Source organism: Bacillus sp. Nf3 (assembly GCF_003028545.1).
Lineage (GTDB): Bacteria > Bacillota > Bacilli > Bacillales > Bacillaceae > Bacillus > Bacillus safensis.
Genome location: NZ_PYUA01000009.1, coordinates 1 through 25,419, shown reverse-complemented (window position 1 = coordinate 25,419; position 25,419 = coordinate 1). Strand labels below are relative to the sequence as shown.

General features: G+C 40.8%; 28 protein-coding genes and 1 riboswitch. Of the genes, 7 read left to right on the top strand and 21 right to left on the bottom strand.

Features of this window, described 5'->3' with window-relative positions; translation table 11 throughout:
- Positions 1-52 precede the first annotated feature (52 nt).
- The 7 genes from C9414_RS17380 to C9414_RS17350 form a co-directional block, all read right to left on the bottom strand.
- Positions 53-1,549 carry a PH domain-containing protein gene (locus C9414_RS17380; RefSeq protein WP_107164173.1) on the bottom strand — a complete coding sequence of 499 codons (1,497 nt, stop codon included), beginning with the start codon at positions 1,547-1,549 and terminating at the stop codon, positions 53-55.
- Positions 1,539-2,018 carry a PH domain-containing protein gene (locus C9414_RS17375; RefSeq protein ID WP_024425383.1) on the bottom strand — a complete coding sequence of 160 codons (480 nt, stop codon included), beginning with the start codon at positions 2,016-2,018 and terminating at the stop codon, positions 1,539-1,541. The genes C9414_RS17380 and C9414_RS17375 overlap by 11 nt, the downstream gene beginning before the upstream one ends.
- A 114-nt stretch (positions 2,019-2,132) precedes the next feature.
- On the bottom strand, positions 2,133-3,632 hold the full coding sequence (gene cshA / locus C9414_RS17370; protein ID WP_249117798.1) for a degradosome RNA helicase CshA: 1,500 nt from the start codon (positions 3,630-3,632) through the stop codon (positions 2,133-2,135).
- A 165-nt stretch (positions 3,633-3,797) separates the two neighbouring features.
- A complete protein-coding gene (locus C9414_RS17365; RefSeq protein WP_107164171.1) occupies positions 3,798-4,136 on the bottom strand; it encodes an avidin-fold protein in 339 nt (112 codons plus the stop codon).
- 127 nt (positions 4,137-4,263) lie between these two features.
- A complete protein-coding gene (locus C9414_RS17360; RefSeq protein ID WP_099662927.1) occupies positions 4,264-4,956 on the bottom strand; it encodes an alpha/beta hydrolase in 693 nt (230 codons plus the stop codon).
- 18 nt (positions 4,957-4,974) lie between these two features.
- Entirely contained in the window at positions 4,975-6,339 is a 1,365-nt protein-coding gene (locus tag C9414_RS17355) for a UDP-N-acetylmuramoyl-tripeptide--D-alanyl-D-alanine ligase (RefSeq protein WP_107164170.1), read from the bottom strand.
- 80 nt (positions 6,340-6,419) lie between these two features.
- Complete coding sequence (locus C9414_RS17350) at positions 6,420-7,502, bottom strand: D-alanine--D-alanine ligase (protein WP_107164169.1); 1,083 nt, start codon at positions 7,500-7,502, stop codon at positions 6,420-6,422.
- A 184-nt stretch (positions 7,503-7,686) separates the two neighbouring features.
- Between C9414_RS17350 and C9414_RS17345 the strand changes: the two genes are divergently transcribed.
- Together C9414_RS17345 and fbpB are read left to right on the top strand one after the other, a co-directional pair.
- A complete protein-coding gene (locus C9414_RS17345) occupies positions 7,687-8,007 on the top strand; it encodes a thioredoxin family protein (RefSeq protein ID WP_012008983.1) in 321 nt (106 codons plus the stop codon).
- Positions 8,008-8,315: 308 nt separating this feature from the next.
- On the top strand, positions 8,316-8,465 hold the full coding sequence (fbpB, locus tag C9414_RS17335; RefSeq protein ID WP_065215285.1) for a Fur-regulated basic protein FbpB: 150 nt from the start codon (positions 8,316-8,318) through the stop codon (positions 8,463-8,465).
- Between the two features lie 97 nt (positions 8,466-8,562).
- On the opposite strand, the gene C9414_RS17330 is transcribed toward fbpB, so the two are convergent.
- The 8 genes from C9414_RS17330 to C9414_RS17295 all read right to left on the bottom strand — a co-directional run bounded on the left by C9414_RS17330 (position 8,563) and on the right by C9414_RS17295 (position 17,244).
- A complete protein-coding gene (locus tag C9414_RS17330) occupies positions 8,563-8,898 on the bottom strand; it encodes a hypothetical protein (protein WP_008359528.1) in 336 nt (111 codons plus the stop codon).
- Between the two features lie 117 nt (positions 8,899-9,015).
- Positions 9,016-9,783 carry an ABC transporter permease gene (locus tag C9414_RS17325; protein ID WP_107164167.1) on the bottom strand — a complete coding sequence of 256 codons (768 nt, stop codon included), beginning with the start codon at positions 9,781-9,783 and terminating at the stop codon, positions 9,016-9,018.
- The gene (locus tag C9414_RS17320; RefSeq protein WP_107164166.1) at positions 9,761-10,687 is read right to left on the bottom strand and encodes an ABC transporter ATP-binding protein; all 927 of its coding nucleotides are present in this window, start codon (positions 10,685-10,687) and stop codon (positions 9,761-9,763) included. Before C9414_RS17320 ends, C9414_RS17325 begins: the two co-directional genes overlap by 23 nt.
- A gap of 127 nt (positions 10,688-10,814) precedes the next feature.
- Entirely contained in the window at positions 10,815-12,056 is a 1,242-nt protein-coding gene (locus C9414_RS17315; protein ID WP_047201995.1) for a dicarboxylate/amino acid:cation symporter, read from the bottom strand.
- 76 nt (positions 12,057-12,132) lie between these two features.
- A riboswitch (cyclic di-AMP (ydaO/yuaA leader) is annotated at positions 12,133-12,266 on the bottom strand.
- Positions 12,267-12,329: 63 nt separating this feature from the next.
- On the bottom strand, positions 12,330-13,352 hold the full coding sequence (locus C9414_RS17310; protein ID WP_039176691.1) for an AI-2E family transporter: 1,023 nt from the start codon (positions 13,350-13,352) through the stop codon (positions 12,330-12,332).
- Between the two features lie 199 nt (positions 13,353-13,551).
- Positions 13,552-14,820, bottom strand: coding sequence for a C4-dicarboxylate transporter DctP (gene dctP / locus C9414_RS17305; RefSeq protein WP_039176689.1), 1,269 nt, complete (start codon positions 14,818-14,820; stop codon positions 13,552-13,554).
- Positions 14,821-14,944: 124 nt separating this feature from the next.
- Positions 14,945-15,628: a response regulator gene (locus C9414_RS17300; protein ID WP_107164165.1), complete on the bottom strand. Its 684-nt coding sequence runs from the start codon at positions 15,626-15,628 to the stop codon at positions 14,945-14,947.
- Complete coding sequence (locus C9414_RS17295) at positions 15,625-17,244, bottom strand: ATP-binding protein (RefSeq protein ID WP_483295694.1); 1,620 nt, start codon at positions 17,242-17,244, stop codon at positions 15,625-15,627. The genes C9414_RS17300 and C9414_RS17295 overlap by 4 nt, the downstream gene beginning before the upstream one ends.
- A 67-nt stretch (positions 17,245-17,311) precedes the next feature.
- On the opposite strand from C9414_RS17295, the gene C9414_RS17290 reads away from it, so the two are divergent.
- Positions 17,312-18,409: a TRAP transporter substrate-binding protein gene (locus C9414_RS17290; RefSeq protein ID WP_107164163.1), complete on the top strand. Its 1,098-nt coding sequence runs from the start codon at positions 17,312-17,314 to the stop codon at positions 18,407-18,409.
- Between the two features lie 26 nt (positions 18,410-18,435).
- On the opposite strand, the gene C9414_RS17285 is transcribed toward C9414_RS17290, so the two are convergent.
- Positions 18,436-19,266, bottom strand: a complete 831-nt coding sequence (locus C9414_RS17285; protein ID WP_041089179.1) for an EcsC family protein — start codon at positions 19,264-19,266, stop codon at positions 18,436-18,438.
- Between the two features lie 156 nt (positions 19,267-19,422).
- Between C9414_RS17285 and C9414_RS17280 the strand changes: the two genes are divergently transcribed.
- From C9414_RS17280 to C9414_RS17265, 4 genes are all read left to right on the top strand, one after another.
- Positions 19,423-19,683, top strand: a complete 261-nt coding sequence (locus C9414_RS17280; RefSeq protein ID WP_039176683.1) for a GlsB/YeaQ/YmgE family stress response membrane protein — start codon at positions 19,423-19,425, stop codon at positions 19,681-19,683.
- Between the two features lie 223 nt (positions 19,684-19,906).
- A complete protein-coding gene (locus tag C9414_RS17275; protein WP_047201991.1) occupies positions 19,907-21,184 on the top strand; it encodes an Nramp family divalent metal transporter in 1,278 nt (425 codons plus the stop codon).
- Positions 21,185-21,255: 71 nt separating this feature from the next.
- Positions 21,256-21,825, top strand: coding sequence for a GNAT family N-acetyltransferase (locus tag C9414_RS17270; RefSeq protein WP_047201990.1), 570 nt, complete (start codon positions 21,256-21,258; stop codon positions 21,823-21,825).
- A gap of 98 nt (positions 21,826-21,923) precedes the next feature.
- Positions 21,924-22,187, top strand: a complete 264-nt coding sequence (locus tag C9414_RS17265; RefSeq protein ID WP_047201989.1) for a hypothetical protein — start codon at positions 21,924-21,926, stop codon at positions 22,185-22,187.
- 41 nt (positions 22,188-22,228) lie between these two features.
- Here the strand turns inward: C9414_RS17265 and C9414_RS17260 are convergent, their stop codons facing one another.
- The 5 genes from C9414_RS17260 to C9414_RS20615 all read right to left on the bottom strand — a co-directional run.
- Positions 22,229-22,453 (bottom strand): hypothetical protein, encoded by a 225-nt coding sequence (locus C9414_RS17260; RefSeq protein WP_047201988.1) that lies wholly within the window; start codon positions 22,451-22,453, stop codon positions 22,229-22,231.
- A gap of 88 nt (positions 22,454-22,541) precedes the next feature.
- A complete protein-coding gene (locus tag C9414_RS17255) occupies positions 22,542-22,988 on the bottom strand; it encodes a toxin-antitoxin system YwqK family antitoxin (protein WP_047201987.1) in 447 nt (148 codons plus the stop codon).
- A 294-nt stretch (positions 22,989-23,282) separates the two neighbouring features.
- Entirely contained in the window at positions 23,283-23,792 is a 510-nt protein-coding gene (locus C9414_RS17250; RefSeq protein ID WP_107164162.1) for a hypothetical protein, read from the bottom strand.
- 292 nt (positions 23,793-24,084) lie between these two features.
- Positions 24,085-24,630 (bottom strand): T6SS immunity protein Tdi1 domain-containing protein, encoded by a 546-nt coding sequence (locus C9414_RS17245; protein WP_047201985.1) that lies wholly within the window; start codon positions 24,628-24,630, stop codon positions 24,085-24,087.
- 19 nt (positions 24,631-24,649) lie between these two features.
- On the bottom strand, positions 24,650-25,419 hold a 770-nt coding region (locus C9414_RS20615), incomplete at its 5' end, for a polymorphic toxin type 15 domain-containing protein (protein WP_306460560.1).

Genomic DNA, 25,419 nt, shown 5'->3' with positions numbered 1-25,419 from the left:
TCATAAAAAATGTCGATCCCTCCTTGAGCTGGAGCTGATCGACATTTTTCGTTTAAGACGATTGATTTTTTTCATACGAATACCAATCAAATACACGTGCAGCATCTTCTTCCTCAAGGTGATGCACACCAAAGGAATCAAGCAGCGCAGAGGATTTCACAAAGGTGTGAATACTTGCGACCCGGCCTTTTTTTTGGAAAAAAGATTGCGTCATCGTATAGTTTTGCATTCGTTTTCTCAAGACAATGCCAGTGGTCTTGCCAATACCTCTTGATGTCAGTTGAATCAATGAATCTTTGATTGTATATCCTGATTGTTTATAAGCTAAATAGCCAAAGAATAGAGCAAGTGGTAACGGAATGAGTCCTAAATACCCCCATGGTGGAAAGCGCACCGACAGGATAACACCTACAAGTAACGGCACAAAGCCATATGAGATCAGGTAGCGTTTGAGTGAACGCTTTGGCACCTTTTTCAGCTCAGTTTCTGGTGCTACATGATAATGATCCGTGAATTGGGACAGCAATTCATTTATTTTTTTCTTCCGAATGAGCGGAAATAAGACGGAAGAGGTTTCTTTCTCTGTAATCGAACCTCCTGCACTAACAAGCATCACTGTCGCAAAGCCAAAAGGCTCACGGATAATATTCTCTTTGATCTTCACTGCTTGAATTCTCGCAAGTGGAATGGTCATTTGATGTCTCTCGATGAGTCCTCTTGTAATGATGATGTCATTCCCTTTTCGCTTTGCAGCAAAATTCGCATACTGAAGCGCTGTTACCCCAACACTCAGGATCCACGCGATCAATACGGCAAGAAATATCAAAATCGCATAAATTTCAACGCTCGCATGACTTAAAAAAGAGAACTTCTTGAAGAACCCGTCCAAAGGGAGAATTTCATCTATTTGCGTGTAGATGGCAAGACACCCAGATATAATGACCCCGATACCGCTTGAAGTGGTCGCAGCCAAAAGTAATTCTGGCACACCCATACCGTAGGAGACATTGATTTCTTCCTGCACAGGTTTCTGAGCAGTCAAATGGCCATGCAGATCTCCTGCTTCATCCGTCATTTCTTCTTCCTGCAAGCGTTTCTTCCGGTTGAAAATCGACCGCTTTAATTGTTCTGCTTCTGCTTTAGTAATAGCGGTAAGGCTCACTTCTGGACCATCCGTTCCGCCTGCCGTTTCGATTTGGACCCGCACTAAACCAAAAATCCGCTGGAAAATGCCTTCACTTGTATTGACTGTTTGAATTCGTTCTAATGAGATATATTTTTTCTTTTTCGTGATTACGCCCGATTCCACACGAAATTCATCATCTTCCATCCGGTAGGTGAATCGTCTCCATTCTAAAATGGTATAAACGGCTTTCCATAAAAGAAGCACACCAAGAATGATAAATGCATAAAAGCGAATGCTTGAATTCGAGTTCACAAAAATCAACACGAAAAAAGGGATAATGAAGTTTTTAATCATGGACACAGCATCTGATATAAAATCAATGAACATCGAGATGGGATGTACACGTTTTGGTTCAGACATCATCTTCCGTCACCCTTGCTAAACGAGATATGTAATCACGAAGCTCATCTGCCTCTTCTAATTCTAACGCCGGTATATCATGAACTGTGGCAGCAGTCGAAATTTGAACAGAGGCTAAACGGTAGCGCCTTAAAAGCGGTCCTTGAGATGTATCAACATGCTGAACACGAACCATAGGCACAATGACACGTGTGACACGAATGAGTCCATGCTGTATTTCAATTTCATTTTCGAATACTTCGTAGCGCCAGATGTGATGGCGGATTTTTGGTATGAGCCAAATGCCAAAAATGACCTGTAAGACCCATAAACCAGAAAGAATCGCTCCAATCCAATATGGCCATTGAAAATAGTAGCTAGCAACAAATACCCCAATGATGATGAGTAAGAATATCAATGAGATAATTCCATTTTGAAGACGCCATACCTTTAAACCATTTAAACTAATTTGACGTTGCGGCTGTTTTCTCACATTCTTCCCCCATTCTCTTACTTTTCTATCAATATATTACGTAACAAAGCCTAAAAAGTTTCAATTTTAGCCTGTTAAAAAAAGCGAACCCTGCAAAGGATTCGCTCTTTTATATTAGTTGTTATAAGATTTCTTTTGACGACGATCGTTAGAAGAACGATTGCGGTCATTTGAAGAACGCTTTTTATCACCATAAGATGAACGGCTGTTCTTGCTTTTTCCACGGTAGCCTCCGCCACCGCCGCCGTCTCTACGTTTAGAAGAGCTGCGGTTGTTACGATTGCGTTTTGAAATCATTGGTGCTTCATCTGTCAAACGAACAGGCGTTGCATCCGGCTCTTTTGTCATCATTTTGATAGCAGCCGCAACCACTGTGACAGAATCATGATCTTCCAGCAATTCAGCAGCAGCTGTCATGTAGAAGTTCAAGTTGTTTTCACTGATGATCGTGCGTAGACGGTCAACTGTTACTTGCTGTTGTCCTTCAATTGCCTCATCTAGTGTAGGTTCTTTCATACGATCCATTTTACGTTTAGTCGTTTGCTCAATCGCACGAAGCATATCTTTTTCACGTGGTGTGATGAATGTCATCGCCATACCTGTACGTCCAGCACGTCCAGTACGTCCAATACGGTGTACGTAGCTTTCTGGATCTTGCGGCACGTCGAAGTTATACACGTGTGTGACGCCTGAGATATCAAGTCCACGTGCTGCAACGTCTGTTGCGACAAGCACATCGATTGAACCTTCTTTGAATTTACGAAGCGCAACCATACGTTTTGCTTGAGTCAGGTCACCATGAATTCCTTCAGCTGTATAACCTCTAAGGTTAAGTGCTTCAGTCAATTCGTCAACACGGCGTTTCGTACGGCCGAAGACAATTGAAAGCTCAGGTGATTGAATGTCAAGAAGACGAGTCAATGTATCAAACTTCTTACGCTCGTGGATATCCAAGTAGAACTGTTGGATGTTAGAGACTGTCATTTCTTTCGCTTTAACTTTTACGTGTTCTGGGTTTGTCATGAAACGCTCTGCAATGCGCTTAATTGGTGCAGGCATTGTCGCAGAGAATAAAAGTGTTTGGTGTTCACTTGGTACATTTGAAAGGATCGCTTCAATGTCTTCGATGAAACCCATGTTTAGCATTTCGTCTGCTTCATCTAGCACAACTGTTTCAACATTTTGAAGACGCATTGTACGACGGTTAATGTGATCGAGTAAACGTCCTGGAGTCCCTACGATGATATGAGGATTTTTCTTGAGCGAACGGATTTGACGGCCGATATCTTGTCCACCGTAAATCGGAAGTACGCGTGCACGCTTGTCTTGGCCAATTTTGTATAGCTCTTCAGATACTTGAATCGCTAATTCTCTTGTTGGCGCAATGATAATCGCTTGGATATTTGGAGACGCTGGGTCGATTTTTTCTACAAGAGGAATACCAAATGCTGCAGTTTTTCCTGTTCCTGTTTGTGCTTGTCCGATGACATCTTTATTTTGAAGACCGAGAGGAATCGTTTCTGCTTGAATCGGTGTTGCTTCTTCAAATCCCATGCGGTTAATAGCCTTCATGAGACTTTCGCTTAATTGAAAATCTTGAAACGTTATAGTCAATTTATTCAAACTCCTTCTAATTGCTGTTTCAGTAATCTCGTGAATGATCATTAAAAACTGCCCTTTTCTGAAAGGACAGGTCCATTATATACAAAGCCCGAATTACCCTACCTTATATCTTACCATTACACTATTTGTTTTTCAACAAGACAGAAATGGATATATCTACTGCTCGACAATGACAGATTCACCTTCACTTTGGTCTCCGTCCATCCATTTCCACTTTTCAAACAGTTGAATTTTTCCGTTATCCAGCTGCTTTGGAGTGGAATCGCAAGCCCCGCTTCTCATGCTGCCGTCCTTGCTTACATGGTGGTATCTAAAATGAAGTGTTCCATCCTCATTCACAGTTCCTACAAGTACACCAGATACAATACTGCCGCCTTGATATGTGCCCGTTAATATATTCCCGTCCTGATGATATTGAAATATGGTTCCTGCTGATACTTCTCCGTTACTCGAATTAGACTGCGGGATAAAGGTTTTTCCGTCATATTGAAACAACCGAATCAACCACCTTTTCTTTCCTATTGTACCATAGGCCTGTCACTCATTCGACAAAAATGATGCAAATTTTAACAAGTGGGATTCAATTTATATTAGTTTAGCCACATTTTAGCTTTTCTATATATTAAATTGCTTTTTTTAGAAAATGTTCTACTTTCTCAAACAATTGCTGGGCACACGGCTCATGACAAACATGATGTTTACAATCCGGCAAATAAAACATTTCTTTCTGGCGAGACGGGACTTTATGATAAATAAATTCTGCACTTGAAGCAGGCACAATCCCGTCGCTTTCACCTTGAACAATTAACACAGGCAGATGAAGCTTCTCAAGCGAATTCTTCGTTTGCTTTACCAGCTTCATAAATTCTATCGCAGCTGATAGCGGCGTGCTTGTGAGCTTATGGCGATATCGATCATATAAAGGGTTTGTATCAACGATCCCTGACAGGGACTCCTTTACCATCTGCCGTGTGTCTTGCATCATTTGTTTTGGGTTCACATATTTGGCCGCAGCACTTAAAAGGACAAGGCGGGCAACTGGGTACTTCGCTGCTAAGTAAGAAGCAATCATTCCGCCCATAGAAAAGCCGACCAAATACACGGTGTCACAAGTCCGATAAAGAGATAGAAGTTCGAGTTCAGCTGTCGCTATCCATTCTTGATAAAGAATGCCTTTTAACTGAAGCTCATCCCCATGCCCCGGAAGCGTGACAGACTGCACATGCCAATCTGCCGCCTGTTTTAAATATTGGGCCAGCGGTTCTACTTCATAAGGGGCACCAGTAAAACCGTGAATACATAAACAGCCAATCATTCTGTCACCTTCTCACTTTTATAGTGCAGTAATGACTTCTTCCAATCGCATACCGCGTGAGGCTTTGACAAGCACAACATCGTCAGGACCTGCCACTTCAGCTAGTTTTTTCTTTAGATCCTCTTTGTCCATAAAGGAAAATACGTGCTCAGCCCCGAATGATTTTTTCGCTCCTTCAGCAATGAATGCACCTAGGCGGCCATACGTCATGACATGATCAATAAATTCTGGCTTAATGTAACGGCCAAGTTCATAATGATACGTTTCTTCTTCGCTGCCCATTTCGAGCATATCTCCAAGTACAAGAATACGATTGGCAAAGCCGTCCATATCCCCCACAAGATCAATGGCCGCTTTCATAGAAGTAGGACTTGCATTATACGCATCATTGATGACAGTGATTCCTTTGTCTGTTTTAAACAGCTCAAGACGCATCCCTGTCAACTTCGTTTGCATCAGTCCTTGGGCAATTTGTCTTTCATTCAGTCCAAAATGCTGGCCTATTGCAATAGCAGCAAGTGCATTCTTCACATTATGTTTCCCTAATACAGGAATGAGAAAACCCTGGGCATACCCTTCTACTTGAAATTCTGTTCCTTCTGCAAGCTGGTTGATGTGCGTTACCTTGATATCACAGTCCTCTGCTTCTCCAAAGGTTTTTACACGTTGAGAAAGTGAACTTGCTCTTTCTCGAAGCAAAGGCTCATCACCTAGGTAATAAAAGATGCCGTCTTCTTTTAAGCCTTTTACGATCTCATATTTTGCATCGGCAATGGCTTCTCTTGATCCTAAATCTTGCATATGAGATTCTCCGATATTTGTGATGACTGCTGCATCCGGCTCAGCGAGGTCTGATAAAAATTCGATTTCGCCTTTTGCACTCATCCCCATCTCCAAAACCGCAATATCGGTTCCTTCTGGCATTGCGAGAATGGTGAGCGGAAGACCGATATGATTATTAAAGTTACCGTCTGTTTTATGAACTTGATACGCTGTTTGCAGGACGGAATGAATCATGTCTTTCGTTGTGGTTTTCCCATTACTTCCTGTAATACCGACAACACGAGGGTTTTCTTCTTTTAAATATGATTTCGCCAGTTGTTGAAGCGCAGCTAGTGTATCCTCTACAAGAATAACAGGAACGCCTTCTGGCGGATTGGCTTCTTTTTGATTCCAAAGAACAGCTGCTGCTCCAAGCTCTACTGCTTTCGAAGCAAATGTGTGACCGTTAAAATGTTCTCCAATAAGCGGGATAAACAGTGCGCCGTCTGATACTTTTCGTGTATCTGTTGTCACTCCGTGAATCTGCTCTTCGCCAAAAGCTTGATTAGATAGGGTTCCACCAGCCATTTGGGCGATTTGTTTCACTGTACGTTTGATCATGATTTTTCGCCTCTCTTTCTCATTTCACGTTTGAAGGAAAAGAGACACTACCTAAGGATAGTGTCTGCTTGCTACTCACATTAAAAAGTTGTTTTAATGGTTTGTTTTTCTTGATGGCGTTCAATTGCAAGTGACACCAGCTTTTCAATCAACTCTGGATATTCTACACCAGTGTGCTTCCAAAGTAATGGGAACATACTAAAAGGTGTGAATCCAGGCATTGTATTCACTTCATTGATCAACACTTCACCTTTTTCTGTAAGGAAGAAGTCTGCACGTACGAGACCAGATCCATCAAGGGCTTTAAATGCCTTAATCGCCATGTCATGAATCGTCTTATATTCATCCTCTGACACACTAGCAGGAATGATCAAATCTGTATCGCCATCTTCATATTTTGCTTTGTAATCATAAAAATCTGTTTTAGGTGCAATCTCACCAACGACAGAGCATTTTGGCTCATCATTGCCTAATACACCAATCTCAATTTCTCTTCCAACAACGCCTTCTTCTACGACCACACGACGATCATATTGGAAAGCGAGGTCGAATGCAGTCTGCAGCTCTTCTTTGCTGCGGCATTTGCTAATTCCAACACTTGATCCCATGTTGGCAGGTTTCACAAAACATGGATAGCCAAGTACTTGTTCCACCTGTTCTAAGCTTTCTGTTGTCGCTTTCTCAAAGTCTTTTTTATTGAAGGAAAGGTGCTTTGCTTGTGCAAGTCCTGCTTGTGCAAAAACATCTTTCATCATGACTTTATCCATACCCGCAGCAGACGCGAGAACGCCGTTGCCGACATACGGGATATTTAACAGTTCAAGTAATCCTTGCATTGTGCCATCTTCTCCATTTGGTCCGTGCAGCAACGGGAAGACAACATCAATTTTCTCATCAGCCATTGCAGGCTGTGGAAACATGCTTTCATTTAAAGAAGTTGGTAAAAACGTCTTTGCGTTCTGTTCAAATTGAAGCATTTTAACGTTTGATACTGGTTCAGTGAGTTTTTCTCCTCTTAACCATTCACCCTCTTCTGTAATATAAATTGGATGTATATCGAACTTCTCAGTGTTAAGTGCTTTTGTAACTGCAAGAGCTGTTTGCAGTGATACATTATGTTCGGCTGACTTTCCGCCGTAAATCAATCCTAAACTTATTTTCAATGGATACTCCCCCCACTAAAATTCATCTTTACTATCTTATCACTTTCAAGCAAAAATGCTCTAATTAATTTTTGTTGTTACGTAATTGAAATGATTTGTAAAGGTTGTAAGCGCCTCCCGAGCATTTGTATGTCATTCGCCTTTATTTTATATTAAAATGACATTGAAAAGGAGTTGTGACAAATTGAAAAAAATCACAAGTACTGAACAATTCAATGAAATAATTCAATCAGACAAAGAAGTCATCGTTAAATTCTTTGCAACATGGTGTCCTGACTGCACAAGAATGGACATGTTCATTCCAGACATCCTAGAAGCTTATGCTCACCATGAATGGTTTGAAATAAATAAAGATGATTTCCCTGAATTAGCGGAAACGTATCAGGTAATGGGTATTCCAAGCTTGTTAATTTTCAAAAATGGTGAAAAAACAGGTCATTTACACAGTGCAAACGCAAAATCGCCTGAAGAAGTGACAGAGTTTCTTCAAGAGCACGTTTCTTAATTGAAGGACATCAGCAAACTTTTGCTGATGTCTTTTTTCTTTTTAAATCTCTTCATAAGACGAGCTGCGCAGCCAAAACGTTTCAAATTGATGTTTTCCTTTACGACAAGTCATGACAAAATTATTTCCTGGGAAAGAATGCAGCGTCGATACAGCTTGGAATATGTCGGTTACGTGAATTTTCTGAATTGAATCTTTACTTCTGACATTTGTCTTTGTATAATGGAGTTGCTAATTGAAAATGATTATCAATTTCATCTATGTGAAATCCTATAGACGGCCATTCTAATAAAGGAGCGATGAGTCACATGTCTAAGAAGAAGATCAAAACCTATCAGCAATTGATTGAAGAGAACAAAAAGGCGATTATGCGCGATCCTCAAATGATGGAAAGTATATACGAAACCATCGACAAAAAACACCAGAAGCAGCTTGCGGCTGCTGGGCGTGAATCATAACTACAAGAGGAGCAGTCATCACTGGCTGCTCTTTTGTCTGCTTCAATAAAATAAAAAAGCCGATAAAATCTGTTATTCGATTTTATCGGCTTTTGTTTTAATGTGATTTCGCTACACGGTCCTGCTTCATTCCTAAATAAATGAGCATATATGTGAGATAACCCATTGTCATCGTTAAACCACCGAAGAAAAATTGAGAAAAGACTGGTTCCTCAAATGTTGTGACGGCAGCAAGAATGATCCAGCTCGCATATAAATAAACCATGAACCATTTCATGTTTCTTTTAAGTGTATACAGAAAGAAAAGACCCGCTAACGAAAAGATCCCTAGCGCTAGTCTGAAATAAACAAGATGATCAAACTGGAAGGCAAAAGACACAAACGAAAACGACAGCAGCAACAAAATTGGTAAAGCCGTAATGAAATTTTTCACGATAGTGCCACCTCCATGACTCCTTCTTATTATAAGACAAAATCAGCCGGTTATCGTGAAATACAGACTCATTTTCACAAAGATGTCACGAATTTTTCTTGTTATTTGACACAATTTTTACACATTTACATCACGTTTCCAAAAAAGAATCCAAGCCGATCCAACAAAGAAAACAAAATGTGCCCCTACTATAAATAGAGAAAACAAAAGGCTCATTCCTTGAAAAGGCGGCGGTCCTTGAAAGCTGTACTGAGTAAAGTCCGTATTCGCAAAAAGGAGGATTTTGCCCCACTGATTTTCTAAGAGCGACATGATCGGTACAAGTGATTTGGCCGCATATAAAACAAAAAACGAGGTCACAAGTGCAACAAGACTGTTTCTAAACAAACTGGAACACATAAAAGCAAAGCTTGCCATCATGACCACTTCCACCCACTGAGATCCAATGACGGCAAACGTATGCTGAAATAATTGCCCCGTTCTTTCATCAAAATCAGTACCGAAGAAAATAAGACCAAATAGAAAAGCTAACACATAATAAAAAACAAACAAATAAATGACTGTCAGCAGAAGTGTGATGTATTTTGACAGAAAAATGTGCAGTCTTGTTTTTGGCCTGATCAATAAAAACTTGATCGTCCTTTTCTGAAACTCTGTTGAGATCAAGGTTGCGCCAATAACGACAGCAAGCACCTGTAAAATAAACACGACATTCGTGGAATAAGCAAAATAGTTTGCGACTGTGTCTTGTCCACCAAAGCTTGATATGACTCGTTTCAAGGTGAGAGCCATTGCTAGTTGAAATACAACGATCAACCCAAGAGCAATGAATGTGATTTTTTTCCTCATAATTTTCTTATGCTCATTCTTGATGAGGTTCAGCATCTGTCTTCCCGCCTTCCGTCCATTTCATAAACGCCTCTTCAATTGATTGCTTTTGAGGCGTCATTTCAAGTACATCAAATCCCGCCAGCACAAGCTGTTTGTTCAGTTCTGGCACACGTTCTTTGTTCAGTTGAAGCAGTACGCGCGCTCCTTCTCGTTCATATGTATACTCCTGTGCGTCAAGCCATGAAACCGCCTTTTCTATTGGCTGAATATTCATCAGCACCTGCTCTTTCCCTTCCATATCACGGAGATGAGTGCTAGCTTTGATCTGTCCCTTTTGAATGATGATCATGCGGTCACATAGCTCCTCTACCTCATGCAATAAATGCGTCGCAAATAACACCGATGTTCCTTCTTCCTTTACAAGCATTTGCAAGTGCTCCCTGAATTCCTTCATGCCTGCAGGGTCTAGTCCATTTGTCGGTTCGTCTAAAATGAGCAGGTTTGGCCGATGCAAAATAGCTTGTGCAATCCCAAGCCTTTGTTTCATCCCTAGCGAATACGTCTTGACCTTCTGATGAATAGCATCCTCTAGGCGAACTCTTTCCACTACTTCCTGAATGCGTTCCTCCGTCACCCCGTCGTGCATCGCTGCATACATTTCAAGGTTTTCAAAGCCTGTTAAATACGAATAAAATTCTGGGTTTTCTATGATCGCACCAACAGATGACATCGCCTGGAGAAAATCCTCATCTTGTGAATATCCATTGATCATGATGCGGCCATTGTTTTTTTTCATCAAACCAACGATCAATCGAATCAAGGTTGTTTTTCCAGACCCGTTGGGACCAAGTAATCCGACAATTTCTCCCCACCCAATGTCTATAGAAATATCCTGCAAGATCATTTTCCGGCCAATTTGTTTATCGACTTTCTCTACTTTTAAAACAGCAGACTGCAAAGTGGTTCCTCCTTCTGATGTAAAGCCTATGGCGGCAGTTACGACCGCTCATCCTGTAAAAAGTATATCACGCGAGACAAACCAATCCATGAAAAAAAGGACTGATCCAGTCAGCCCTTCTTGCTTATTACAGTGATAAGTTAGGTGTCGGCGCTTCTTTTTCATGTTTCTTTTCGGTTTCAGAAACAATTACCGCACATGCTGCGTCACCTGTAATATTCACTACGGTCCTCGCCATATCTAATAAGCGGTCTATGCCAAGGATCAGCGCTATTCCCTCAACAGGAAGGTTCACGGAATTTAAAACCATGGCCAGCATGATGAGCCCTACCCCTGGCACGCCTGCTGTACCGATACTTGCTAATACAGCCGTTAACACAACAGTCAGCATTTGAACAAACGTCAGTTCAACCCCATATACTTGAGCGATAAAAATGGTCGCAACACCTTGCATAATGGCCGTGCCATCCATATTGATGGTTGCACCCAGCGGCTGCACAAAGCTTGAAATCGGCTCTGGTACCTTTAAACGCTTTTGCGCTGTTTCCATTGATACCGGCAGCACTGCGTTACTGCTTGATGTACTAAATGCAACAACCATCGCCGGAGAAAATCCTTTAAAGAATTCCATCGGATTTCGTTTAGCTAAGATCGCAACGGTTGATCCATATGTCAGGAAAAAATGCAGGATGAGCGCAATTAACACGACCGAGAAGTAAAGTCCCATCGCTTTCATGGCATCCAGCCCCTGACTGCCGATTGCGGTTGCAATCAAACCGAATGTCCCGTACGGTGCAAATTTCATCACAACACCGACAAGATACATCATTAATTCATTTCCTTGTTCAAACAGCTTTAGCAAGCCTTCTGTTTTTTTACCGAGCATGGCGATGCCAAGACCTAAAAATACACAGAAGACGATAATTTGAAGCATATCTCCTTCAACTAACGATTGGACTGGATTGGTTGGAATAATGTTGAGTAGTGTTTCTGCCATTGATGGGGCTTCCTCTGCGGAATAATCAGCTGCTTTTGTATCAAAATTGCCGAAAGCCCCCGGCTTGATTAATACAGCTAATGAAATGCCAATGATGATGGCAAAAGTCGTAGTGAGCAGGAAGTAAGTAATGGTTTTTGCGCCGATTCTGCCTAGCTTTTTCGGATCACCAAGGCCTGCTACACCAAGCGTGATCGAAAAGAATACAATGGGCACAACAAGCATTTTAATCAGGTTTAAGAAGATTTGACCTAGAGGTGTAAATAAATAAGGATTTAACACTTTGAATACATTTGGAGCAAAAAGGTTAAGCAGCAATCCTGTGATGGCACCTACAAACAAGGCAATAATAATTTTCGTCGCCAGCTTCAATAAAATCTCCCCTTCCTCGTCAAAAAGCCCACGAGAGAGTCTTCTCGTGGGCCTGCGTGTCCATACGTGTACCACTGTCTACTCTCTTCACGCTGATGAGGTTAGCTGACGGGTTAGGACGAAGAGATGTCCTTTTTTCTCAGATAAGAAAAATTCACCCCAAAAACTTGGGTCCCCCATTCCTTTAGAAGGATTAAGCGTGTGGTAATATGATATTTTCATACCATTTATACCTTATTTTTTGAAAATTGTAAACAGGTTCATATGAACTTTTTAATTACTTTCTTCCCTATTTGTGACCTCAAGAATGTCTAAAATAAACACAAAGATTGGGATACCGATAATAAGTCCCCAAATGCCAATATAGTGTTCAGAGAAGATCAGCACAATAAACGTGAAGAAAATAGGGAGTTCTGTTTTAGCTGACATGAGCTTCGGATTTAAGAAATAAGCTTCAATGGCATGGATAATCACGATCACCAGCACAATATAGAGGACATACATTCCGCCTCCAAGTGTATACGCAATGATGCTGAGTGGAATAAGAGAGATAACCACACCCGCTACTGGGATTAAGCCTAGCAAAAAGACCATGACCGCTAAGCCAAATAATTGCGGGAAACCCATAATGCCCAGCGCAATGGTCGTTAGCACACAATTAACGGTTGCAATAATAAACTGTGCTTCGAGTACTTTTCCAAACGTACGGGAAAATTTACGTCCAAAGAAGGCAATTTCATGATAGAACACGGAGATTTTACTCGTTTTGAACTTGTTCATAAATTGAATGAGGCGTTCCTTTTCGAACAGGAAGAACATGCTTAATATTAAGGACATAATGACCTGGATACTGAACGTGCTGAAATCTGTTAAGTATGTATAGAGGAAATTAAACCCTTTCTCAAAGAAAGCTGATATTTTGAAATCACCAAATACGTTCGTGATGACGTCAAAGAAGGGTAAATCTTGTGGATGATCTGCAATTTTCTTTCCTAAATGGAATAACTGCTCCACCTGTTTGGCGATGATTGGTACAAAAACGAAACCGCCAAATGTCAAACCACCAGCCAGAAGAATATACAAGATAGTAATGACCGATTTCTGTCCTATTTTCAGGAAGCGATTTAAAAAGCCTCTAATGACCTCTTCTAACCGATTCATCAAAAAGGTGAAAATGAAGGTCAGAAGAATTAAATTCATCATTCCTCTTAATAGATATAATGCTGTGGCTAATACTACAAATACTAAAAACCGTTTAACACCGGGTTTTTCGAACAATTTTAAAAATGCCGCCATTACGTTACACACCTGCCAGGACTAAAGTCTATTTTTCATCGTATCTGATATACATTATATCGGATCTTTCTGTAAATTATATAATAAAAGGTCAACGAGGTCCTACGATTCGTAGTCATTTTATTGATTTTTCTTTTTACACAAGAAAAAAACCGAACCTATGTAGAACATAAGGTTTCGGTTTTTGGTTGTTTTTATACTAAACAGCCTGCTTCATATTCCGCATTTCCTGAAGTGCTGTTTTGCTCTTCGATTCGTCAAATTCACCTTCACTCTTCGCGACAACAATTGTTGCGATTCCATTACCAATGAGGTTTGTGATGGCTCTTCCTTCGCTCATGAAGCGGTCAACCCCAAGCAGCAGTGCAAGCCCCTCTAACGGAATGACCTGAAGTGCTGCAAGTGTAGAGGCAAGCACGATAAATCCGCTTCCTGTCACCCCAGCAGCTCCCTTTGATGTCAGCATCAGAACAAGGATAATCGTGATCTGCTGACCGATGGACAGGTCTACACCAAACACTTGCGCCAAGAAAACGACGGCCATCGATAAATAGATTGAAGTTCCGTCTAGATTAAAGGAATAACCTGTTGGAATAACAAGACCAACAACAGACTTAGAGCAACCGTAGCGTTCCATTTTATCCATCATTCTTGGCAGCACAGATTCTGAAGAGCTTGTGCCAAGAACAATCAAAATTTCATCCTTGATGAATCGCAGATAACTGAACAGACTAAAACCATACATTCTACAAATGATATTCAGCACAACAAAGATGAATATGAACATCGTCATATAAACGGAGAGCATCAGACTCGCGAGCGGTTTAATCGATGCCAGCCCAAAGTGTCCGATCGTATAGGCCATTGCCCCAAATGCACCGAGCGGCGCAGCACGCATGATATATCCAATGATTTTAAAGAAAACGAGTGACAGCTTATCAAGCCATTCGATGATGCCTTTCCCCTTCTCACCAAGAGCAGCGAGCGCAACACCGAATAAAATAGAGAAGAATAAGACCTGTAAAATATCACCCTTTGCGAAAGCATCAACCATGTTAGATGGCACAATGTGTGTGACAAATTCCATCCAGTCAATACCCTGTCCCCCATTTTGGGTATACTGCGAGACATCCCCTTTTTCAAGCTTGCTATAGTCAAGACCTGCACCTGGCTTCATGATATTCACAACAAAAAGACCGATGACCAGAGCAAGTGTCGTGACGACTTCAAAATAAATAAATGCTTTTCCCCCAACTTTTCCAACCTTTTTCATATCCCCCATCTTGGCAATACCAAGAACAATGGTTAAGAAAATAATTGGTGCAATAACCATTTTAACGGCATTGATAAAGGTATCACCAAGTGGCTTCATTTCTTTTCCGACGTTTGGCCATACCATCCCGACAATGATCCCGATGATGACAGCTGCAATCACCTGAAATGTCAGGTTCTTCAAAAGCCTTTTCATAAAAAATCAACTCCCTCACCCTTTGATGTAAACGCTTAACTATTATCTGTAGGTAAATGATAGCGATTTCATCAAAGGCTGTGAAGCTTATGGACATATCGTACATTTTGGTCTTTTTGGTCTCTTAGTCAGAATGTACGATATATTTATTCACAGGCCGTCCTACCCCGCCATATTGCATATCTAATTTCAACTCGCCTTCTTTTACGAGGAAGTCTAAATACCGGCGTGCCGTGACACGGGCAATGCCAAGTGCATTGGCAACTTCCTCCGCAGATTGCGCGCCTTCCTGCAAGCCCATATACGCTTTAATTTCGTTCATCGTATGCACATTCAGCCCTTTAGGAAGCCAAGTATCTTCCTGCTTAACAGCAGGCTTTCGTATGATATCATCGAGCATCTCCTGAGAAAATTCTGAGGCGGTTCGTATTTTTGATTTAAACGCCTTATAGCTTTCAAGGGATTCTTTCATTCGTTCAAATTTGAATGGTTTAATAATATAATCCCGCGCACCATTTTGAAGCATGATGCCGATGGTCTCTTTGTCCTTCGCTGCTGAAATCACAATCACATCCACCTGCATCTTCTGTTTTCTGATGTCTTGCAGCGTTTTGACGCCATCCTTTTTTGGCATATACACATCAAGTACCACGAGATCTGGACGAATCTCTTTAATCAGCTGGATGCCCTGCTCCCCATTTCCAGCGACAGCTGCCACTTGAAAGCCAGGAACACTCATAATGAACTCTTTATTCACTTCTTGCACCATTGGGTCATCTTCAATTAACAGCACCTTAATCTGAGTCATCTGTCTCTCTCCTCTATGGTCATTGGGAATTCGATTGAGAAGGTGGTACCACTGCCGATGCTTGATGTGACTTCTACATTTCCCATCCCTTTGTCAATAATCGTTTTTACAATATACAGGCCATAGCCTGTTCCGCCCTCTTTGCCGTGTGTGAAGCCTTTATCGAAAATATAAGGAATTAGTTCCTCTTCGATTCCGGAGCCATTGTCTTCAATTAAAATCACGAGGACATCCTCCGTTTGATCGATGCTAATGGAAATGACTTTTGTGTATCTTTCTACAGTATCATACGAAGCAAAGGCGTTCTCAATGAGATTTCCGAGCAGCTTTGTCATATCATGCTGATCAAGCCGCTCAGGGAAATGACGGAGACTGCTATGTTCATCTACTTCGACCTTGATGCCAAGCTCCTTGCCCCTTCTGATTTTACTCATCAATAATCCTGCGACAGCATCATGCTGAATGACGCGATGAAGAAAGTCCGTCACATGTTCCTGCTCCTCTGTCGTTTGAAAGGCTAGATCGAGCGCCTGATCGGCTTTACCAAGCTGAATCAGCCCGGCAATCGTATGAAGCTTATTCATATGCTCATGGTTTTGCACCCGCAAACCGTCCACAAAGTTTTTAACCCCTGTGAGCTCCTCTGCCAATTTTGCCGCTTCCGTCCGGTCCTGAAAAATGGCGACCGCTCCGATGATCTTCTTTTTCATCACAATCGGAATCCGGCTGCTCATGATCCGCTTTCCGCTCATATGAATTTCTTCATTGTAGACGGGTTCTGCGCGATCGATGATCTCAGGAAGTCGTGTATCAGAGAGCACACCCCAAATATTCTGGCCCACGACATCACCTGTCACGCCAAAAATCTGCTTCGCCTTCTCATTAAAAATGGTGATCATGTGCTGATTATCAATGGCGATGACCCCTTCATTAATAGAGTGAAAGGTTGCAGTGCGTTCCTCTAGCATTCTAACAATCTCATGCGGCTCCAGCTTAAACATTTGCTGTTTAATATGGCGGGCGAGCAAAAATGAACCCACAAGCCCAAAGCTGAGCGTCAGCAGGAGAATCATGAGGATATCCCGCTTCATTTCTCCTAATATATCTGCCATACTTGGCAGGGTTCTTCCTACAAGCACAACCCCTGTTTGATTAAATTGATCATCCTTCACTGGATAAAAAGCTCTGATGGCTGTTCCAAGCTCTCCCTCTGCTTCTGAGAAATAAATATGCTCTGCAAAAGCCGGCTCTTCATCTGTTCCTTCTGAGCGCTGGCCAATCCTTGTTTTTACTGGATGCGTTAATCTCACATGATCCATATCCATCACGACAATGTAGTCAGCGTCTTGAATAATCCGAATTTCTTCGATTGCATGCTGTAATCGATCACGTTCCTTTGTCTGATCAGCTAACGCCTGCTTCACCTCATTCATTTCTGCCACGGTTCTCGCCGTGTTCATGAGTCTTTTTCGAAGCTCCCGTTCCTCTGTTTGCTGAATTCCCCCAACAAGGACAATCCCTCCGATTAAAAGGGCGAAAATGACAACGAAATATGTGAGGATGGTAAGCTTCCATCTAATAGATAATTGTTGTAATTTCAATCGATTTCTCATCATTTTTTCACCTGTATCTTTACGAATTCTTCCTCTGTCAAGTATGCTTGACATAAGGGGGATCTGACGCATGAAGAATTTACTCGCTTATACGCTATTACTCATGATCGGTTTTGTAACCGCTTTATACTTTGGCTTTTATCATATGATGCCAAAATCAGCGACAACCTTTGATGATGAACAGACCGGACTGAAGGACCAGCTTGTGTTCAAATTCAGTCATGTCGTGGCAGACAATACACCTAAAGGACTTGCTGCAAAGAAATTTGCTGAGCTTGTGCACGAAAAATCGGATGGAAAGATTAGCATTCAAATTTTCTCCAACGGGAGCCTTTATTCTGATATTGAAGAAATTAATGCACTCAAAGAGAATCAAGTTCAATTTATCGCTCCGTCTACCTCGAAGCTCGGCATGCTGTCCCCTGAGTGGCTGGCACTTGATCTTCCCTTTGCTTTTTCAAATTACAACGCGGTTCAAGAAGGCCTGCACGGTGCAATTGGCCAAAGGTTGTTTGGCACGCTGCAAAAAGATGGATTAAAGGGAATGGCTTATTGGACAAATGGCTTTAAGCAAATTACCTCAAATAAAGGGCCCATCAAACAGCCTAGTGATTTAAAAAACCAGTCTCTTCGCATTATGCAAAGCGACATGATTGAAAAACAATTCAAGCTTCTTGGTGCAAAGCCCTATCAGGAATCATTTAATTCAACGTTTCAGCTATTAGAAACCAAAAAAGTAGACGGTGAAGAAAATACCATTTCAAATATTTATTCAAAAAAATTCTATCATATACAAGACTATATGACGATCAGCAATCACGGGTATTTAGGCTATGTGGTCTTAACAGATCAATCTTTCTTTGACCGCCAGACACCCGAAACGAAACAAATTTTACTTGAAGCCATGGAAGAAACAACAGCTTGGAATGAAAAGCATGCAGAACAGATGAACAAAGATCAGCTGGAGGACATTAAACATGAATCGCCGATTGCCATTCATGAATTGACGCCAGCTGAAAGACAAAAATGGATGAAAGCCCTTGATCCTTTGTATGACGAAGCCGAAAAAACGATTGGCTCCACCCTCATCAAACAGATCCGCGAACTTCGTGCACGTTATGAACACTCACCTATTCATGCTTTTCAGGAAGAGGATGAGAGCAAATAAAAAAATCCCTTTGATAAGGGATTTTTTTATGCGCCGGACTCACTCTGTTCTTGCTCGGTGAGCTCTTCTAATCTTGTTAAAATTCTTCGCTTTCGGTATTGCATCATGCCTGTTTCGGCAATTCCTTTTAATTGTGAGCGGTTCGAAACGGCACCAAACAAAATCCCAGCTATGGGCACAAGCTGAAACAGCTTCTTCCAGCCAAACGAATCCCGGTAATTATAGACGACCTCACGCCACCCTTGGATTTGGGAAATCATGTTTTCATGCTTCCCTTCAGATGCATGATAGCTTTTCAGCTCTTTTAGAATCGATTTCTTTCCAACGACATCTGCAGAGTTCAACTGCAAGCATTTAATGATGAAGACCCGCTCCTCTTTGTTTTTAGGATCATAACCATAGGTGACGGCAATATCCTGTAATGTTTTCAGAGAGAGACCGAGTACCGCAGGAATATCAGCGGCTAGTGTAAACATTCCGCCAACACCAGTTGTCGCCCCTTGTACCGTCGCGAGATTTGTTCTGTTTTTCCCCATATGCTCACTAATGGCATCCATCATTTCAATCGGAGCCTTTCCAATATCCTCTATGCGCTGAATGGATTCATCCGCACACTTCTTTTGAAATTGATGAATGATGCCTTTTTCCGACGTCAAATAGGCACCACCGGATTGAATGTAATGGCCCATTTCGTCTAGCAGTACACCGATTTTTTTCTGAATAAAAGCAGGCGTCAGCTTGTCCAGCATTTGAAATGGAAGACGGCTGAGTTTCTCCCAAAACCATACCTTTTGCTGGTCTTTCTCCCACTTTTCAATCTCCTTTAATTGTGCCTTTAGCCATTCTCTTTCCTCCATGTCATATGCCTCCTTAGATGCCGCTGAAGTATTTGTCTGTTATTATACACAATCCTTGTCCATCATACGTATAGAACATTGAAGCGGTTCCGAAAGGTTTTAATCTTTTTCAAAACGGTTATTGCTTAATAAACAAACAAAAGAGGAGTGATCAACATGTTAGGATTTCTAATTTCATTGGTTGTGGCGATTGTCATCGGTCTCATTGGGAGTGCACTCGCTGGAGGCAGTGTACCAGGAGGATGGATCGGTTCAATGATTGCCGGACTTGTAGGCGCTTGGATTGGTCATGGATTACTTGGAACGTGGGGTCCTAGTCTGGCAGGCTTTGCGATCATTCCAGCGATCTTAGGAGCAGCAATCTTTGTCATTATTTTAAGCCTGATCTTCCGCAGCGTAGGATCAAGGGTATCTTAAAAAAACGAATAGCAGAGGAAGCAGTAGGGACACCGTCTAAGGGACGGTGTTTTTTATGTTGGTGCGTTGACAAGGTATCTATTTTTTTCACTTACATATGATAAACAAACCTATTAGTTCAGATAGTTGACTTTTCATGAAGATGGGCATATGATGATTAAAAATTGCATGAAGGAAACTTTTTGTGCCCAAGCAAAACTTTGTAGAATCTAGGTGATGACATATGACAAACAAATACATCGAGGCACAAGCACACATGTCAGCGGCAGCTGAGCGTGCACTTGAAGGAAAGGTCAAAGGATTTAGAAGGCTTCTGCCTTTTCTAGGCCCTGCTTTTATCGCTGCCATTGCATATATTGATCCAGGGAATTTTGCCACCAACATTGCCGCTGGCTCCAAATATGGATATCTCCTCTTATGGGTCATTCTCATATCAAATCTTATGGCTTTGCTCATCCAATCCTTGTCCGCAAAGCTTGGAATAGCGACAGGTAAAAACTTACCTGAAATCGCACGTGAAGAGTTTCCAAAACCGGTCTCCATCGGTTTATGGATTCAGGGCGAACTCGTCATTATTGCCACAGATTTAGCTGAGTTTATTGGAGCAGCACTTGGTTTATACTTGCTCTTTCGGATTCCTTTGCTTGAAGCATCTATTATTGCAGCCATTGGATCATTTGCGATTTTAGAATTGCAAAGACGGGGATATCGCGCATTAGAAGCCGGCATTACCGGCATGCTGTTCGTTGTCGTGATCGCTTTCGCTGTGCAAACCTTTGTCGCCAAGCCTGATATGGCAAGTGTCGCAGGCGGGCTTTTCATTCCAAAATTTGATGGCACAGATAGTGTACTGCTTGCAGCTGGAATTTTAGGTGCCACTGTGATGCCGCACGCGATCTATTTACATTCAGCATTAACCCAAAGAAGAGTCGTCGGCAGAACAGAAAAGGAGAAAAAACAGATTTTTCGCTTTGAGTTTTTCGATATCCTTATTGCGATGTTAGTTGCTGGAGCCATCAATGCCAGTATGTTGATTGTGGCAGCCGCTCTATTTTATAAAAATGGTCTCTTTGTTGAAGATCTGGATGTTGCGTTCCAGCATTTTGGCACACTTGCAGGTCCTGTATCAGCTATCTTATTTGGTGTAGGCCTGCTTGTAGCCGGACTATCCAGCTCTTCTGTCGGTACATTGTCAGGCGATATCATTATGCAGGGTTTTATTCAATACCGCATTCCACTGTATGTCCGCCGGCTGATTACCATGATTCCTCCTATTGTGATCATTGCATCTGGGGTGAATCCGACATCCGCACTTGTGATGAGCCAAGTGGTCTTATCATTTGGTATTGCCTTTGCTTTAATTCCGCTCATTTTATTTACAAGTAAAAAAAGGATTATGGGCGAATTGACGAATGCCCGCTGGGTGACAGGAATATCTTGGGTGATAGCAGCTCTTGTTGTCGCACTCAATCTCTTTTTAATTGTGGATACGTTTATGTAAAAGACAGTCGTGATGCTGTCTTTTTCTTTCCATATGGTTATGGTAAAATTCCCCTGAGAGGATGTGGGCACATGTTTTTTTATCAGGATCAAGAGATAGCCATGCGGCTGCTTGAGCCAAGAGACGCAAGAAGTCTATATTTGCTCATCCAGCGGTCAAGAAAGCATTTACGTGAATGGATGCTTTGGGTGGATTCAACGAAAACAGAGGAAGACAGCATGGCGTTCATTCAAGGCGCAATGCAGCAAGCCATGCAGAACAACGGTTTTCAAGCGGGCATCTGGTCACATGGAGAACTTGTCGGGATCATCGGCACCCACCAAATTCATTGGATCGACAGGACTGTTTCAATTGGCTATTGGCTCGGAGAAGGCTATCAAGGAAAAGGCCTCATGACAAAAGCATGCAAGGCAGTCATTCAATATTTATTTGAAGAATGTGGACTGCACCGCATTGAAATCAGGGCTGCTGTCGATAACCAAAAGAGCAGACGCATCGCAGAGCGATTATCCTTTTCGCTTGAAGGCATTTTGAGAGAATGTGAATGGCTGGGCGACCGCTTTACGGATCATTGTGTATACGCCCTGTTGCAGCCTGAATATATGAAAGAAAAAGCGCATTATATGAATCAATCCACTTAATTGTGTCGATTGCATGAATTATTTTACAAAGTGAAGCTTTGTGGTATCCGTTGCGATCAGCATCTGATAAAATAGAAGGAAAAATCGAGGTATGAAGTATGTCTCTTATTATTTTATTTTACTTATGGATAGTCCCTTTATTATTTGGTATTTTCTTCTCATTCTTAACAAAGAAAGTCACCTACAAACGCCGCTTTGTCCCATCATATAGCATGGCAGGACTCAGCATCGTTTTTCTCATTCTGGCACTTGTCTTTTCAGCCAGCCATTTTCTATTCATTTGCGGTATGTTCCTATTTGCCACAACCCTTGTCGGCACAAGCATCCCTTTATTTTTAGCCTTTACAAAAACACCATCATAAACAAAAACCACCTTTTTGCAATGGAAAAGGTGGTTTCTTTTTTATTGATTTGGCATTCTGTAAGTCACGGTGGCATCTTGATTGGCTTCAATTGTTTTCACAATGTCTTGTAGGATCTCTGCTGCACGATCGTTTGAGTCATACTTGCCGAGAGTCTTTACCCAAGTATCGCTTCCTGCGATCATCCCTTCAATCTTTTTGCCGGTTACTGAGACTTCGTGGACATGAACGAAACTTTGCTGGTTTTGTGTGAAAATCCATAGCATGGTTTTAACTCCTTTACGATTTGAAATGTTTTTATCTGCTTTCTTCTCATTTTAAGCTTCTTTAACTGAAAATTCATTTGAACATTGATTAATCATTGAACTTTTCAGCATAAATGAAATCTGATTCACTAGGTTCTTCCTTAAGCTCTTTCACATTACCTTCTTTATCATATTTTATATAAGTCAGCTCTCGACCAGCAATACACTCACATTCATACTTTATATTTCCATTCTCAAAAAACTCGACTTGATATCCATCCACAGCGTTCTTCCTCATATACCCTATTTTTTTCACAAAGCCATTTGGATAAAATTCCACATACTTCCCCTGTTTAATACCTTTCTCTACATAGAAATAACTTTCAAGATTTCCGTTTTCATACCTATCATAGGCTAGTCCAGTAAAGAGTTGTTCTTCCCCTCCTGAAGTATATTCCACAATTGCTAGTTCGTAGGGTCCCCCATACTCTAGAGATTTTTCAAACTCAGTACCACTTTCTATAACTATCTTCTTTGACAATATATCATTTAACATATAAAAACCCTTTCAGTTTTCTAACTTTCAGCAAAATGAAAATCTAGGTTAACTAAAATGAAATCTCCTTACCCACTGCTCAAGAAATCATTTCTAACACTTTCTTTTGCATTCAAAATTTGCGTCTGTTTCAAAAAGGATTCACTTTGAAAAATGTTCTGTCATTGAACTTAACTATGTTATTTACTGTATCACCAGAATCAATAGCAGAGGGTTTTAAATCCACTTTTCCCCTGAAACACAAAAACCTCGAAAGTTTTTTAGCCATCAAGGTTTTTTGTATTTCATAATTCGCTAATTCAATGCATCTTCTAATGTTTTCTTTTCATGTTCTAACATACCACTTATGATAATGCCACATACTACCTCATCTTTGTCTAAAGCAAATCCTACTGTATCGTTTTGTAAAACAGACACTGTATCATTTTCTGAAAATGAAATTAAAACCTTATCTAACCCTATATATACGTCTAATTTACCTTTCTCATCTATATAGGTCTTATCATTATGTTCTTCTACTTGAAAATTTGGTACTCCTTTAATCACATTTATATTTTCCTTATCCAATTCAATATTTTCCATTTTGTGTACATTTTCACTTAATGTTAGTGTAATTGAACGAAGGCTACCTGTATATTTCCCTATACCTATTTCAATTAAAGATTTCTTGAAATCTCCAGTTCGCCAATATATCGTTGGCTCTTTTGATATATTCCAACTACCAAATTCTATATTAATCGGTGTATAAAGATCATATTCAATATTTATAGACTGACTGTCTTTGTATTCTGTTACTTTTAACATCACCATGTCTCCTTCTAAGGCATATACACAGCATGCTTTATTACAGGTAGTAATCCGTCTCCGCGGGGTTTACTAAATATTAATTCCCAATTTCCTATCTTCATAATTTCTTCGTATTTAAATCCTTGCTTAGCTAACACCCTCACTTGTCCCGCTTATTAATTCCATGATAGTACAACCATCATGAATCAGCCAATATCGTCAAGTTTTAAATTGCTTATAGAAATAAAAAACTCCTGTTGCCTAAGGCAATCAAGTGCTTATAGTTAATTTTGTAACATAATCTTGAACTTTACTCAATTGGCCCCATAAATTCAGTAATAATAAGAATATGTTCCTTCAATTTGACTTTTTTTAGATTCTCTACTTTTTCTGCTCCGCCTAAACTTAATAGAGGGGTGTATCCAAAGCACTCGTCATACCCAGGGGCACTGTATTTACTAATCGCTTCAGGATAAGGCTGCCACATTAATTCATCGTTCATGAATTCATTATCTTTTAAGTCATCAAAAAAGAATTCAAATCCTGATGAAACAACATGGACATATCCTTTTCTAAAGTTTAATAAATTTAGATACTTATCTTTTTCCCATACTATAATATCACCCATTGCAGTAGTAAAAATAGGAATCGCCTGCTGATACCTTAGATAACTTCTCTCTAAAATATCTAAATAATCGTCTGGATTAATAACTTTTAAAAAGTTATTTACGAAACTACCAAAACCAAATTTTTTCCACGTTTCTATTAATTCTTCAGGAATTTTATTCTTATATTTTAAAATAACATCTTTATCAACTGTGTCATATTTTATATAGTCACTAAATATAGTTTCCAATTAAAATACCCTCCTTTAATTATTGAGTTAATTTCACATTTAAGTAAGTATTCTTTAACTGCTCTGGTGACATATTCTTAGCAATTCCCCTAATTTGCTCATCAGCAACATCAATTCTATATTTCCATTGTGAACCTATCGAGGAGTTTACTTTTTTGTCCCCTAAACCTCCAATAATGTCTGCTCTTCCTCCAGCTATTTGATCTGGATTATGCAGTGCTGCTTTTGTTTCCAGCCATTCCGTTGCTTGCTTTGTCGCAGTTGCTCTGGAAAGTCCTTGTTTTCGTAGTTCAGCAATTTTATCTTTAAGTGCTTCTTGTCTAGCCATTTTTTGAGCTGCATTTCCTTCTATCGCTCTTCCTTCAGCAATATATCTATCTCTATTTTTCAGATACTCGTCAACCGTTAACTCATTCATACCTTTTTCTTGGTCTTTTAATTGTCTTGCGAACTCTTCAGAATCATGCTTAACATTTCTTTTAAAATTAACTTCAATTTCTTTTATTCTAGGTGCATTTTCTAAATGCTTTACATTACCCGAACTCTTAACTCCCATCTTACCATGAAACCCTTTCACCCCGAACGGCAAAAGCATCCCCAGAGCCGCGTTCATACTTGCTTCCTGCTGTTCTTTTGAGATCTTGTTTCCAAACATGTCTCGGCCTGTGATTGCTTCGCTGAAGCCGTTGGTGGCGGTGAGGCCATATAATCCTTTTTGAGATGTCTTTAGGGCATCAAAGGATTTTTGTGATGTCTTGTAGATGTCGACTGCTCTGACTGCAGCTGATG